Origin of the sequence: Gluconobacter vitians, assembly GCF_015244565.1 — a bacterium.
GTDB classification, from domain to species: domain Bacteria; phylum Pseudomonadota; class Alphaproteobacteria; order Acetobacterales; family Acetobacteraceae; genus Gluconobacter; species Gluconobacter vitians.
In genome coordinates, this window is the sequence record NZ_JABCQG010000005.1 from 26,143 (window position 1) to 40,722 (window position 14,580).

Consider the following 14,580-nt stretch of genomic DNA (forward strand, 5'->3'; position numbering starts at 1 on the left):
TTCAGGTTCTGTCAGATGACAGAAGCCGTCATTAGCTCAGGTTGAAGTTCGAAGCGTTCAAATCGGTAACACCGACGAACGTGATCTTGGAATTGTCGGACAGTGCGATCGTGGTGTTGCCACCAGCAACCGTTGCGCTCGACAGAACATTCGCCAGACCATTGTTGTTCTGAAGACCGTACTGATACAGAGCCATCAGGTTACCAGCTGCGCTACCGAAGTCGGTGATCGTGTAATCACCACCAGCAGTGCCCTTGGTCAGGGCAAACAGGTTGCCAGCGCCCGAACCACCCGTGAGGGTTGCTGCGCCCGAACCGCCAACCAGCGTATCGGAAGCGGAACCACCGATGATGGTTTCGTTGCCCGTACCTGCGAAAGCATGCAGCGTGCCGTTGGAGGAAGCAGCCGAGACGGTCTCGTTGCCTTCGTTGCCAACGAACAGGTTGGAAGAGCTTGCAGATCCACCGACCAGCATCAGGTCAAGACCCGAAGCGCCGAACAGCGTGGACGTACCAGCGGAAACGGTCGTTGCACCCGTGCCGTTCAGGAACGTCAGAGCGCCCGAAGCATTGATCGAATTGGCCGTACCACGAACCTGCCACATATCGGCAGATGCCGAGATGGTGTCGTTCAGACCGCCCGAAACGGTGCTCATGGCGCCGGTCGAGAAGTAGGTGCTGGAGCTGCCGCCCGTGATGAAGCTGTTGTTGCCGCCCGAAACGGTGTTGTGCGACGTTGTGTCGTAAACCGTTGCGTTTGCGCCCAGCGTGACCACGGAGCTACCACCCAGAAGGGTGACCGTGTCGGTACCGGTCGTGCCACCGATGGTGTCCTGACCTTCGGAACGAACGACGTTCGTACCGCTGCCCAGATCGATCTTGTTGTTGCCAAGACCGGCACTGACGGTGTCGTTACCGTTCGTGCCCGTAATGGTGTCGTTTCCGTCACCCGTAGCAATGTTCCAGTTTCCGGTGGAGCTGCCACCGCTGAACGTGTTGTTGCCAACGCCACCGATGAAGGTGCCATTCTGGTTGCCAGCCGTCATGGACACACCGGCATAATCACCGGCGAGAACACTGATGTTGCTGGCCGTGCTGCCAGAGACATCCAGGCTGACTGCAGAGTTCAGCGTGTCCTGACCCGTCGTGGAGTAGCTACCAACAGAGATGTACTGCGTGGTGCTGTCCGTGAGGGAATACTGTCCCCCCTGGCTGATCAGGCCATGAGCGGCATTGCTTCCGGAAGAAGCGTTGCTACCCGGAACCATGTCGTAAGAATCAAGCCCGCCACTAGTGTGGAGGGAGGACACAGCATTCTGATACTGCTGTGCCAGCAGCTGGGTCTGCCCACCATTGACCGTGACCGCAAAGGTCTGGCCGGAGGCGCCAACTACTGTAGTAATGTTAGCCATTACCATGCACTCCTAAAAAAGGTTGCCTCGCACCGGCGGCCCTCGGACCACCCAAATGATCGAGCGACGAGTCTTGGATATATCAGAGCAAGATTGCCAAAAGCAATCCACTTTGCAAACGATACAAGGATTCACTGCCTGTCATTTGAGGATTCAAGATGCCACATCGTCAACGAGTTCTCCGTTTTCATTATATGGAAACGGAAAAGAGCGGATGATCCGGCTCTTCAATCAAATCCTTTTATATCGAAAAAGTTCCGTCAATGTTAATTTCATAAGAAATAAATGTCAGCAATATTGCATCGTTCCATACCGGGCTGCACTTCCCGTCTTCTAACCCTCACCATCCCTCACAGACACAGCGATCCTGACAGGCCCATTCGTGAATTTCTCAATCCCCACTTCACTTCCCCACCCAAAAACGGACCATTATCTGGCATGTCTGGCGCTTCTGCTGGCAGCTGAAAAATCAGCATCCCGAAACGTCTTCCGTCCGCAGGACAACCCGGATCACATTTCCTTGATGGTCTGGCTGACAACGGTTCTGGCTGAGGAACAGGGACTGACCGCTGCCCGGATCGAATATGCACCACACCTTCACGCCCAAATCCGTCCCGCTCTTAGCGTAGCCTTGGAAACTTATTGTTCGGCACTGGACATCAGGATTGTTTCCTTGGCGGATCATAATGGCGCCGCCACCCTCCCCCTGCTCTTCCACGTTTCCGAGAACGCAACGGCGAACCCCTCATCCGTACCCATTCTTCAATTCGGATCACCTCCTGCTCAGGGTGCCTTTGCCCTTACTTCAGATACAGTCCTGACTGATGCAGGAGAGTCGCCATTTCTGAAATTCCTGCTGTCAGATACGCCGGAAAGTCAGGGCCTTCGTCACAGCATCCGCCTCCTTCTCGATGACGATCGAAAAACCCGCCACATCCTTTCCCAGACCAGGGCCATCCAGCAGTCATCGCTGGAGAAAACACAAACCATTCAGGATCTTCGCGTCTCTCTTCGGATGCTGTCCGCCAAAACAAGGCGTCTTCTGGCAAACCCACCGTCGCAGGAACCAGAAAACATAGTCTTCGCACAGCCAGCCACAGACACGCATTCTGTCGACGCTGCTCCCTCCGGTTCCCCAAAATCTTCATTCTGGCGCCGGGCATACTGGCGACTGAAACGCTCCCTACATCCACCTTCTCCGTCACCCGAGATTCCAGCTCAGGAAACCGACACACAGGAAACGCCTCCTGTTCCGGCACCAGCATCCTTCTCTGTGCGTCGTGTCCTTTTCGTTGCGGGCGAACCGGGTACACCAGGTGTCCTCTACCGCTGCCACCGCAACGCCGCGGCGGCCAGGGATGCGGGTTTTGAAGCCAAGGTCCTGCCCTGCGCATCAGTTGGCTATGACGATATCCACTGGGCAGACGTCATGGTCCTGTGGCGCGTGGAATATAGCGGCCACGTCAGTACCATCCTCGATCTTGCCCAAGCCGAAAATGTCATCACCGTCTTTGATGCGGATGATATTGTCTTTGTCCCGCATTATGCCCGCATTGACATGATTGACGGCATCCGTTCGGTTGGCGCTACTGAAGCCCGTATCGAGCAATGCTTCTCTGACATGCGCCGCACCTTCCTGCGCTGCGATCAGGGATCGACCACAACGGCTGAACTGGTTTTTGCCATGCACAGCCTGCGGCCCGTGGTACACCTGCTTCCCAATATTTACGACGTGCCCTCTCTCCAGCGTGCCCGCCTGGCACTGCGCATGCGTGGTGAACCCGGCCGCGTGAACACCGGAGACGGGCTGGTCCGCATTGGTTACGCGACCGGGTCACGAACCCACCAGCGGGATTTCGCACCCATTTGTCCTACAATCGCGGAGATCCTGCGCCAGCGTCCTCAGGCTCGTCTGGTTCTGTTCCGCGAGCCGGAGACCCATCGGCCTGTCCTGCTCATGGAAGAATTTCCCAGCCTGATCCCGGTCCAGGACCAGATCGAATGGCGCGACATGGTCCCCCTCGACGAACTGCAGGACGAATTCGCCCGGTTCGACATCTCCATCGCGCCTCTGGAGACCGGGAATGTCTTCTGCGAAGCCAAAAGCGAGATCAAGTTCTTCGAGGCCGCCCTCTCCGGAGCAGCAACGATCGCGTCCCCGACCGGTCCGTTCAGGCGGGTCATCCGTCAGGGAGAGACCGGCTTTCTGGCCGATACGCCGACTGAATGGTACGAAGCCCTAATCGAACTGATCGACGACCCGGAACGGCGTGTCCGGATGGCACGTGACGCCTATCATTCCGTCCTGTGGCCCTTCAGTCCGCAGGCTCAGGCGCGTCGCATGAAACTTGCCCTGATGTCCATGTCCGGCGACGAAGCTGCCGCTCTTTCAGTGGAAACCCGCCTCGCCAGAGACCGGCTTGCGTCCTCCGCCCTTCCTGTCATCCCACCCAGCCGAACGCTCTTCCATCATGATGCGCTTGGCGAGGCGTCCGTTACGGTCGTCATTACGTCCTATAATTATGAAGCCCACCTTCTGGACGCGCTTGAATCCGTCGCAGCGCAGACCCTGCCCCTGCTGGATCTGATCGTCGTGGATGACGGATCATCCGATGGCTCGATCGCTTTGGCCCGGACATGGATGGAACGGCTTTGCGACCGTTTCAACCGTCTGATCCTGCGCCAGTCCGTTGCGAATGCCGGACTGGGCGGTGCACGCAACATCGGAATGGATGCGGCCGAAACCATCCATGTCATGCAACTGGATGCCGACAACACCCTGCGACCCGAGGCCTGCGAAACGCTTCTCGGCTCCATGCAGAATGGCACGGCCTATGCCTATCCGATCATCGCCTGCTTCAATGAAAAGGGACCGGTCCTGCTGGACATGAGCGCAGACACCCATCAACAGCCGGGGACGCCCGAGCTTCTTGGTGATCTGCCGTTCAATCCTTTTTCCCTCGTCTCGGGAAACAGGATCGACGCCATGGCCATGGTCACCAAATGGGCCTGGGCTGCCGTTGGCGGCTACTATGTTTCACGTGAAGCAATGGGCTGGGAAGACTTTGATCTGTGGTGCTCACTGGCGGAACGCGGTCTTCCGGGCCATCATGTTCCGCAAATTCTGGCCGATTACCGCCAGCACGAGACATCCATGACAAATGCTTCGACCGAAAAAGACGCCCACAAGGCCCGCGTCGTGGCTTTCGTTCAGGCCAGACATCCGTGGATCCGCCTTAGCGCCGAACGCGCAACGCCCCGGAAAAACTGACGCCCCCACTTCTGAATTGCATAAAAAAACCCGCTCCCGGACACCTCCGGAAGCGGGTTTTTCATGACCTGAAAGATCGAACCGGGCTTCACGAAGAAGCCCGATACGCCTTGATCAGAACGGTGCATCGATATCAACAACGTCGATCAATTTGTGATTGACGAATTCCTTGATGCCCAGACCGATCAGCTCGCGACCATAACCCGAACGGGCCACGCCACCGAACGGCAGGTCAGCCTTCACCATCGTCGGATGGTTGATATAGACCATGCCCGTATAGATCTGCTCGGCAACCTTCACGCCACGCTTGGTGTCCTTCGTGAAGACCGAACCCCCCAGACCGAACGGCGAGTCATTGGCGATACGGATGGCATCGGCATCGTCCTTGGCGCGATACAGCTGCGTTACCGGACCAAAGAACTCCCACAGACGGGCTTCATTGTTCTCGTGCAGGTTGGTCATCAGCAGCGGCTGGAAGAAGGCACCCTTTTCAGGAACCGGATTACCGATCACCTCGACAACCGCGCCGTGCTTCTTGGCTTCCTCGACCTGGGCCTTCAGGTCATCAGCAGCCTTCTGCGAAGACAGCGGTGCGAGCGTCGTGGACGGATCCATCGGATCGCCAGCCTTCAGCTTGAGAACTTCCGCCTTGTACAGCTCGACGAAGCGGTCATACACGGCATCCGCCACGATCAGACGCTTGGCCGACACGCAGACCTGACCGGCATTCCAGTGGCGCCCAAAGGCAGCCCACTTGGCAGTCTTTTCCAGATCGGCATCATCCAGAACGAGGAACGCGTCAGAACCGCCGAGCTCCATCGTGGACTTCTTGAGAGCCTGTGCAGCGATGCCAGCAACAATGGCTCCAGCCCCTTCGGAACCCGTCAGGGCCACGCCACAGACGCGCGGGTCCTTGAGGATCGTTTCCGTATGATGGCGGGCCGTATAAAGGTTACGGAATCCACCCTTCGGCAGACCGGCTTCCTTCATCAGGTCATCGAATGCGGCAGCGCACTGCGGCACGTTGGATGCGTGCTTGAGAATGACCGTGTTACCGGCGGAAAGCTGCGGCGCAATGATGCGGGCGATCTGGTAGTAAGGGAAGTTCCACGGCTCGATGGCGAACACGATGCCCTGCGGCTGATGGATCAGAACCGCTTCGCCTTCCTTCGGATCGGCAACCGGCAGCTTTTCCGAAGCCAGAAGCTTCTCGGCATTCTTGGCGTAGTATTCGAAAATCTCTGCAGACAGGATCGTCTCTGCCTTGGCCTCGGCAAGAACCTTGCCCATCTCGAGCGTCATCAGTTTGGCATACTTGTCGATGTCACGACGAAGAATGTTGGCCGCTGCCGTCATGATCTTTGCACGCTCGGCAAAAGACGTGTGGCGCCAGCTCTTGAACGTATCGTAAGCTTCGGTCAGAGCGGTCTGAACTTCCTGGTCAGTCGCTTCCGGGAAAGTCTTGAGCGTCTCACCGGTATAAGGGTTGATCGTAGCATAAGCCATGACGAGTCATGTTCCTGTCTGGTGATTTGGTTTCCTGCATATTGGCACGAATACCAGTGCACGAAAGCCCCTACGCCTTCAGAGATCAAAAGTTCACTGATCTGTGTCCGTATCTGGCACCCCGTCCCGAAGCTCCTCGAGCCATGCTTTCGCACTGCTGTCGGAAGGCGCGCGCCAGTCCCCGCGGGGTGAAAGGGACCCGCCTGAAACCAGCTTCGGCCCGTTGGGCATTGCCGAACGCTTGAACTGGCTCGTCCCGAAAAACCGCTTCAGAAACACCTCAAGCCAGTGCCGGATCTCACCCAGACCATAAGCCACCTTCCGGTCTTCAGGATAATGCGCGGGCCATGTCCCACGCGATGCATCACCCCAAGCCTTCTCCGCCAGGAAAGCGATCTTGGACGGCCGGAACCCGTGACGCAGAATATGATAAAGTGTGAAATCCTGAAGCGGATACGGTCCGATCGTCTGTTCCGTGCTCTGCACGCCCTGCCCGGTATCGGGCACCAGTTCCGGCGTGATCTCCGCACTGACAATCCGTTCCAGAACCGGCCCTACGCCTTCGCCCAGCTTTCCATCCCGCGCCAGCCAGCGGATGACATGCTGGATCAGCGTCTTCGGCATCCCGGCATTGACGTTGTAATGGGACATCTGGTCCCCCACGCCATAGGTACACCAGCCCAGCGCCAGCTCCGACAGATCCCCCGTCCCGATCACGATCCCGTTGCGGTAATTGGCAATCCGGAACAGGAAATCCGTCCGCAGACCGGCCTGTACGTTCTCGAACGTGATGTCATGAACAGGCTGCCCCTCCGCAAAGGGGTGACCGATCCCCGCCAGCATTGTCTGCGCCGTTGGGCGGATATCCAGCTCATTCACCTCAACGCCCAGCACGTCCATAAGCGCATGGGCCATAGAACGGCTTTCTGTTCCCGTCGCAAATCCGGGCATCGTGTAGGCGAGAACATGCGTCCGCGGCCAGCCGAGCTCATCCGCAGCCCGCACGGCCACCAGCAGCGCCAGCGTACTGTCCAGCCCGCCTGAAACCCCGATCACGGCCCGCTGCGCCCCGCTCGCCTGCAACCGTCGGCGCAGGGCGCTGACCTGAATGGTCCAGCCTTCATAGCAGTCCCGCGCCAGTGTCCGCGCATCGGACGGCACAAACGGAAACCGCACGACTTCCCGTTTCAGCCCCAGATCCGTCATTGGCGGCGCAAGCGTGAACCCGACGGTCCGGAATTCTTGTCCTGGCTGCCCGAACTGGCCCGTCCGCATCCGCTCCTGCCGCAGCAGATCCAGATCCACATCCGCGATCACCAGCCGCTCACCCTGCGGGAAACGGTCCGACTGCGCCAGAAGCCGCCCCGCCTCATGGATCGAGACCTGCCCGTCCCAGGCCAGATCGGTCGTGGACTCCCCTTCACCCGCCGCCGCATAAGCATAAGCCGTCAGCGTCCGCATGGACTGCGCCTGACACAGAAGCGACCGGTCGTCCGTGCGCCCGATCGTGACCGGTGATGCGGACGGATTGAGAATGACCGTGGCTCCTGCTTCCGCAAGCTTCCCGCTCGGCGGAGACGCAACCCACAGATCCTCGCAGATCTCCACGCCCAGCGTCAGCCCACGTACATCCTCGGCCTGAAACAGCAGATCTGCCCCGAACGGCACATCTTCGCCAAAGAGTCGGATCGTCCCGGATGTCTGAAGCCCGGCCGTAAAATGCCGTGGCTCATAGAACTCCCGGTAGCGTGGCAGATGCGATTTTGGCACGACACCCAGAACCCGCCCGCGATGCACGACCGCCGCACAGTTATAAAGCCGGTCCCCGCGCACCAGTGGCAGGCCCACTACGGCAACAGACAGAAGCTCCCGCGAGCCCGCCATAACCTGCTGGAGGGCCTCAAGCGCTCCATTCAGGATCACATCCTGAAACCGCAGGTCCTCCAGCGTGTAGCCCGTCAGCCCCAGCTCCGGAAACACCACCGCCGCCACGCCCTGCCGGTCACACTCACGTAGCACCTCAAGCGCCCGTTCCCCGTTAATGCGCGGCTCGGCAAGCGTCACCGGCAGCGTGCAGGCGGCGATCCGGGCGAACCCCTGATGATACAGGGAGCGAAACAGGGTCATGACGGTTCTCCGGCAGGCAGGGCTTCCGGATTCAGAACCCCTGACCATGGCAATATCGAAAACGGGGACTGTGCAAACAGCCCGAAAATAAAACGGATGTTACGAAAATGAACCTGTTCACCTCGCCGCCGTTCAGCCTTTTCAAACCCCGCTTCTCCGTCGGAGGGCGCTACTGACAAAGGAGACATTCTCATGGACCTGCTACGCTGGACCATTGCCTTCCTTATCCTCGCCCTGTGCGCCGCGGTGCTGGGCTTTGGCGGAATTTCGGCAGATTTTGCCTATATCGGCAAGATTCTTTTCTTCATCTTCCTGGTGCTGCTGATCGTCAGCCTCGTCTTCGGACGTGGACGCGGCACACGCCTCTGATCCAACTCAGCGTCGGGAGCGTCCCATTCGGGCGCTCCCGACCAGAGCAACCACAAACACCACAATCGCGTACAGTCCGCCCAGTTCCGTCATGGAGATCGGCAGACCAAAAAGATAATCCGGCGAATCACACGGCTTGTTCGGCCGTGCCGGCATGGTGGACATCCAGTCCTTGAAATTTCCTCCATGAAATACCGGAGCCCGGCACTCAGGTGCGGGGCTCGGCCAGAACTTGTGTTCCACGCCGGCATGGAGCACGGCGAGCCCGATGCTGGTCATCAGGCACAGAAGTCCGAAGAAAACTCCATACCGCGCATAACGCTTCGGCAGCACGATCGTAATGATCCCAAGCCCGATCAGCACCCACCAGGGGCGCCGCTCCCACAGGCACAGCTCGCAGGGCGCAAGCTGCAACCAGTGTTCGGCAAACCAAACCACACCGAGGGCCACCGCCCCCGCCAGAACATACAGACCGCCCAGTGCAGACGTTGAAACAGGGCGGTATGTTCTGTTCAGTGGCACGAACGGATTGCCTCCAGGCTATCAAGAAACTGCTTGGACCAGCTGCCCGCGGTGTTGCGGGAAACTTCGCCATACATGGCCGACCATGCCGCATGACGGGCCTCGACGTCCATGGTCAGGCCGATATGCAGCGCATCCGCCATCCCTTCGGCATCCAGCGGATTGATCAGCAGTGCCTCGGGCATTTCCGGAGCCGCCCCCGCAAACCGGGACAATACCAGCACGCCGGGATCATCCTCATCCTGCGCCGCAATGAACTCCTTGGCGACCAGATTCATGCCATCGCGCAGCGGCGTGACAAATCCCACATCCGCCATCCGGTAGAGCCCGGCGAGAATATGCCGCCCGATCGGCCAGGTCGTATACCGGATCGGAACCCAGTCCGGCGTGCCATAGGCGCCGTTGATCGTCCCGACCAGCCCGTCCAGCTCTTCCTTGAGCAGACGATAGCTCTCCACCCCACCACGGGAGACCGGCGTCACCTGAAGGAACGTCACCTGCCCCCGATGCTCGGGATAGTTCTTCAGAAGCGCCGCAAAGCCCTTCATCCGTTCCGGCAGACCCTTAGAATAGTCCAGCCGGTCTACCCCGATGATCAGTCGCGTCCCCTCAAGCGTATCGACGATCTTCGTCACTTCGTCGGAAGCCGCACTCTCGATGGCCTGCTGGCGGAAACTGACCGGGTCAATGCCGATCGGCACTGCTTCAACAGCGGGCTTGAGACCGTAAACCTCAAAGCATCCCTTGAGATTGGTCTCGTCCTCGGGTGTCTGCACCCCGATTAGATCACAGGCCGCAAGCCCGGTCAGCAGCATGTCGAGCTTGGGCAACAGCCGCGCCACACTCCAGGGCGGAAACGGAATATGCAGGAAGAATCCGATTAGGCCCTTCACGCCCCGGTCCCGCAGCATCCGTGCCAGCGGGAACAGGTGATAGTCATGGATCCAGATCGTATCGCCCGGCTCCAGAAGTCCGACCAGCCTGTCCGCAAAGACCTCGTTGGCCGCATAATAGGCGTCGCAGTCCTCGCGGGTATAGCGGATCAGATTAGTCCGGTAATGGCACAGCGGCCACAGGACACCATTGGAAAAATTCAGATAGAAGCGGTCATATTCGCGCTTCGTCAGATCGAACGTCACATAATTGACGTTCCCGACCTGCTCCTGCTGGACCGGCCGTTTAGCAGCATCTTCGTGCTGCTGTCCCGACCATCCGAACCACAGGGTTTCCTTCGTCTGTATCGCGTCATACAGCCCGACCGTCAGCCCCCCCGCGGGCTGCGTACGCTCCCCCGGGGCAGGTGTCCGGTTGGAAACAATGATCAGGCGCCCCATCCACGTCCCTCCGACAGATCATGCAGCCAGCGACGGAACGTGGCTGCGTCTGGAAAATCATCAGGGATGAGCCAGCCTGCGCCCCCCATCTGGTTCGCCGCCCTCACCCCGTCCCGGTCTGTAACGTCGTCACCGACGAAAAGTGGGCGGCGTCCTTTGAAGGGCGCCTCAGCCATCAGTTCCTGAAGCGCCATTCCCTTATCGATCCCCAGAGGCCGCAGCTCTATGGCCATCTGCGCATCCTGAAGATGGAACCCCCCGCTTTCCACCGGCCAGGCCGACGTCAGCTCCCGAAAAGCAGATTCCGCCTCGGGAGCGCGGCGATAATGCAGCACCATTCCAGCTTTTTTGTGTTCAACACTGGCACCCGGATGATCTGACGCGGTTTTTTCAGCCGCATTCACCCAATGCGCGGGGACCACGGGCAGCTCGCGCTCCCGCAATGCCTGTTCGGGAGCGGGGCGCACGACCACACCGTGCTCGCCCGCCACCGCATAGGGAATACCCGGCAGGAAATGGTCGATCTGAGCAATGGGACGCCCCGTGATGATCGCAAGCGCACCATCGAGCATGTCCCGCAGACGCAGCAGATCATCCGTCAGTCCATCCGGGACGCGGACACTTTCGGGAGTGGGAGCGATGTCGACGAGTGTGCCATCGAAATCAAGCAGCAGAGCCGCCTGGGACGGAGAAAAGGGAACCTGAATCATGAAGCTGTCATTTCTTCCTGTTTCTGGATCATTCCGCCCCATCCGATGCTATTCGAGACCGGGATCGGCCTCGGGAGGCGGAAGAGGCTGACCCGAAGGCTGCGCTGGTGCAGCCGGAGCAAGGGACGGCGCCGCACCACTGGGGGGCGCGAGCGGAATGGGATTATGACTGTCCGGAGCAAGCGGTACAGAACCACCTGAGGCAGAACCGGGCTGGGATGCCGGAGCATCGCCGCCCTCTTCCACCGGAACCTCCGCACTGGCGAGCACGGGTGCCTTCACCACAGGCAGAGGCCCCGCCTGCGGTGCCGTCGGCGTTCCCGCGCAGGAGACAACGCGCACATCGTACAAAGGGCTGCCATAAGTCGCGACAGAAGGTTCCTGCGCCAGCATCCAGCTATCAAATGGCGGCCGCTGCGGATCGCTGCTGTCCTTCAGATGCAGCAGGGCCCCGGCATCCGCCGCCAGCGTCTGCGGCCGGCTGACACAGGCTTCAACACTTACTGACAGACTATGATAGGTCGCACTGCCACCGACCGGAATCGTCAGCAGTTCCAGATGCGCATCCAGACGGTCCAGCACACGCACCACGGCCTGTGACTGCCCCTGCCAAGTCGTGGCCGGATACATTGCAGGAGGCGCCACACCCGTCGCCGCCCGGACCGGCGCACTGCCCAGCAGGAGCGCTCCAGCCGCACCACACAGCAGAGCCTTTGCGGGATGCCGCTTCATCATGACGATTGTTCTCCAGCCCTGCCCTGAAACGGACTTTTCAGATCGGACAGCATGGCCTGAAAGGTCTGCAGCATGGCCTGCGGCGTAACCCCCATCAGGACGCCGTCATCAAACGCATCCTGCAAGGCCTGTCGCAGCTCTGCATCGTTCTCACGCAGGATCTGCACCTTCTCCGCGCAGGAGACAGGATTGCCTTCGTGGTCCACCCACAGAAACGCATCTTTCTGCGCATCCGTCATGGCTCAGGGCTCATCCGCAAGACTACCCGCAGGCGGCTTGCCCGCGGCAGCCTTCTGGCTCTTCTGCAGCGAATCCGTCACGGAGAAAATGAACTTGCTCAGCAGCTGCTCCAGACTGATCGAACCCTGCGTCTCGGTCATGACCCCACCGGCCTTGACCATCGAATCCGCCCCGCCCGGGGACAAAGCAATATACTTGCCCCCCAGCAGGCTGTCAGACGTCACGATCGCCGCGGAATCCGTCGGCAGCTTCACATCGGGTGCGAGTGTAAACGTCACCTGAGCCTGAAAACTCTTGGGATCGACCACGGCCCCGGTCACGTGCCCCACGGTAATGCCCGCAAGCCGCACATCGGACCCGACCGTCAGGCCATCGATCTGGCTGAAGGACGCATGAACAGGGTATCCCCCGTCATCGCTCTGATGATGCCCGACCATGGCCGCAACCAGAAGACCCGCAAGACAGGCCAGGACTGCGAACCCGGCCAGAAGCTCCAGCCGGTCATGGCGGACCGTGACAGCGCTCATGACGTTACCCTCGTGAAAATCATCCTTCCTGCACTACCCGACTCCGCTTCGCGCGTCCAATCTTCCCGTAGAAATCGTCCCGATCGGGCTGATGAAAAATGTTATCCCCCATATCCCCATGTTCCCGCCCATTAGCGGCTTTCCGAAGGCCCTTTTCCGGCTTACGGGGCCATGGTCGCAGGGCGTAGATTCGCAGCATGACAGCTCGCCTTCACTGGACCGGCGTTCGCATGAGGACGCTTCAGGTCATGACCGACCCCGACGACAGCGCCCTGCGCTCCGTCACCCTTCCTGCCGCTTGGGATGACGAGGCCGCACAGGCCCTCGCGCAGATCACCCTGAATGGTGGGCCGGTCAGACTTGCCGCCGAGGCCGCCCGCTGGGTGGACACGATTGATGCGTGCCCGCCTTTGCCCGGCACCCCGGCCAACACGCCATCGCCGGGCCGGAGCCTGTCCTATCTTCTGCTGATGCAGCAGATGGCCCCGAACGCGGCACTGTGGCAGTGCCAGCCGGACGAAACACCCGGCTTCACCATCCGTCTGTCCAGCTTCGTGCAGGAGACCGGATTCGCTGCCGAACATTTCGTCGCCTGCCTGCGTCTGGCCTGCGATGCCCTGCGCCGCCTTCACGCCGCGACCCGGATCGAACGCACGGGTGAGCTGCCCCTGTTCGATCTCCCCGCGAAGCCGGAAGACGAAGCCGCAGGACTCATTCTCCTGACCGATCTCGATGCCTGCCTGGCAGCCCTCGGTCTCGACTATGACAGTGACGACGCCCGCAACGCCGCCTGCGCCATGGCCGCACTCGCCACCACGGTAGCCCGCGCTGGGACGAAGCTGTCCCCGCCTTCCATTCCGGAATCGCCCTTGTCAGGGCTGCGAACCCTCGCATCCTCGGTCTGCGCTGCCGAAGAGGGACGACATTTCTGCCCGATCGAAACCGGATTTTCCTCCCCGGCCCCGACCGAAGGGCTTCTGGGCGTCGAAACCTGCGGTTTCGCCCCGGCCTTCTCGCCTCTGCGCGAAGATGGACATCTGCGTGCATCCACGCGGGCCCGGCTGGCCTGCCGTGGCCTGACGCCCGAATCCGCCCTGGCACTCGCACTGGCTGGCGAAACCCCGCTCCCGCCCGTTCGTCCGCAGGCTCAGGCTGCCATGCACGCCGCCGTGAAGAACGTCGTGGACTTCCTGCCGGCGGTGCCGGAACCCGATCTAGCCGACCTTCAGGCCAAGCTGGCCCGTGGCGTGCGCCGCCCGCTCCCCATGCGCCAGACCGGGTTCACCCAGCGCGCAGCCGTGGGCGGCCACAGTCTTTTCATGCGCACCAGCGAGTTCGAGGACGGCACGCTCGGCGAGATCAGCCTCACCCCGCCCCGCGAGAGCCCAATGGCCCGCGGCCTGATGGACTGCCTCGGCCACGCCGTCAGCATCGGCTTGCAATATGGCGCTCCGCTGGAGGCCTTTGTGGAGCGATTCGCCTATACGCGCTTCGGCCCCGCAGGCACTGTTGAGGGCGATCCGTCCACGGCTTACGCGACCTCCATGCTCGATTACGCCTTCCGCACGCTGTCGGAAGCCTATCTGGGCGAGCACATGCCGGACGCCCCCCGCGTCGAACCCAGTTCGGAAGATCCAGCCCCCATGCTGCCCTTCGGACGCGGCTCCGGCGAAAGCCCGGAATGGAAGGACCGCGGGCACCGCCTGAAACTGGTCAGCTAGGGCGAAAACGGGTTTCGATGGCTCCGGCGAGCAGAATACATTGACAGTCAACGGACTCGCCGGTAGCTAGCGCCTGCGCTGAGAAGGAATCCGGTTAAACGACCGGG

12 protein-coding genes are annotated in these 14,580 nt (G+C 60.5%); 3 read left to right on the forward strand and 9 right to left on the reverse strand.

The features are described 5' to 3' along the window. Positions 1–31 precede the first annotated feature (31 nt). Positions 32–1,411 (reverse strand): beta strand repeat-containing protein, encoded by a 1,380-nt coding sequence (locus tag HKD24_RS05250; RefSeq protein ID WP_194259329.1) that lies wholly within the window; start codon positions 1,409–1,411, stop codon positions 32–34. 1,273 nt (positions 1,412–2,684) lie between these two features. Between HKD24_RS05250 and HKD24_RS15265 the strand changes: the two genes are divergently transcribed. Beyond that, entirely contained in the window at positions 2,685–4,682 is a 1,998-nt protein-coding gene (locus HKD24_RS15265) for a glycosyltransferase (protein ID WP_322783283.1), read from the forward strand. Between the two features lie 114 nt (positions 4,683–4,796). Here HKD24_RS15265 and HKD24_RS05260 read toward each other — a convergent pair whose 3' ends face one another. Both HKD24_RS05260 and HKD24_RS05265 read right to left on the reverse strand, forming a co-directional pair. Beyond that, entirely contained in the window at positions 4,797–6,188 is a 1,392-nt protein-coding gene (locus HKD24_RS05260; protein ID WP_194259331.1) for an NAD-dependent succinate-semialdehyde dehydrogenase, read from the reverse strand. Positions 6,189–6,281: 93 nt separating this feature from the next. Then, positions 6,282–8,315: an NAD(+) synthase gene (locus tag HKD24_RS05265; protein ID WP_194259332.1), complete on the reverse strand. Its 2,034-nt coding sequence runs from the start codon at positions 8,313–8,315 to the stop codon at positions 6,282–6,284. A gap of 192 nt (positions 8,316–8,507) precedes the next feature. Here HKD24_RS05265 and HKD24_RS05270 point away from each other — a divergent pair, with 192 nt between their 5' ends. Next, positions 8,508–8,684, forward strand: a complete 177-nt coding sequence (locus tag HKD24_RS05270; RefSeq protein WP_083541185.1) for a DUF1328 domain-containing protein — start codon at positions 8,508–8,510, stop codon at positions 8,682–8,684. A gap of 6 nt (positions 8,685–8,690) precedes the next feature. On the opposite strand, the gene HKD24_RS05275 is transcribed toward HKD24_RS05270, so the two are convergent. From HKD24_RS05275 to mlaD, 6 genes are read right to left on the reverse strand one after another with little or no spacing between them, the layout of a single operon-like run. Further along, positions 8,691–9,206, reverse strand: coding sequence for a disulfide bond formation protein B (locus HKD24_RS05275; RefSeq protein ID WP_194259333.1), 516 nt, complete (start codon positions 9,204–9,206; stop codon positions 8,691–8,693). Continuing rightward, positions 9,197–10,540: an alpha,alpha-trehalose-phosphate synthase (UDP-forming) gene (locus HKD24_RS05280; RefSeq protein WP_194259334.1), complete on the reverse strand. Its 1,344-nt coding sequence runs from the start codon at positions 10,538–10,540 to the stop codon at positions 9,197–9,199. Before HKD24_RS05280 ends, HKD24_RS05275 begins: the two co-directional genes overlap by 10 nt. Continuing rightward, entirely contained in the window at positions 10,528–11,250 is a 723-nt protein-coding gene (gene otsB / locus HKD24_RS05285) for a trehalose-phosphatase (protein ID WP_194259335.1), read from the reverse strand. The genes HKD24_RS05280 and otsB overlap by 13 nt, the downstream gene beginning before the upstream one ends. A 48-nt stretch (positions 11,251–11,298) precedes the next feature. Continuing rightward, positions 11,299–11,985 (reverse strand): DUF2155 domain-containing protein, encoded by a 687-nt coding sequence (locus HKD24_RS05290; RefSeq protein ID WP_194259336.1) that lies wholly within the window; start codon positions 11,983–11,985, stop codon positions 11,299–11,301. Further along, entirely contained in the window at positions 11,982–12,224 is a 243-nt protein-coding gene (locus tag HKD24_RS05295; RefSeq protein WP_194259337.1) for a hypothetical protein, read from the reverse strand. The genes HKD24_RS05290 and HKD24_RS05295 overlap by 4 nt, the downstream gene beginning before the upstream one ends. A 3-nt stretch (positions 12,225–12,227) precedes the next feature. After that, positions 12,228–12,752 (reverse strand): outer membrane lipid asymmetry maintenance protein MlaD, encoded by a 525-nt coding sequence (gene mlaD, locus HKD24_RS05300; protein WP_194259338.1) that lies wholly within the window; start codon positions 12,750–12,752, stop codon positions 12,228–12,230. 197 nt (positions 12,753–12,949) lie between these two features. On the opposite strand from mlaD, the gene HKD24_RS05305 reads away from it, so the two are divergent. Further along, the gene (locus tag HKD24_RS05305) at positions 12,950–14,473 is read left to right on the forward strand and encodes a TSCPD domain-containing protein (protein WP_194259339.1); all 1,524 of its coding nucleotides are present in this window, start codon (positions 12,950–12,952) and stop codon (positions 14,471–14,473) included. Positions 14,474–14,580 lie beyond the last annotated feature (107 nt).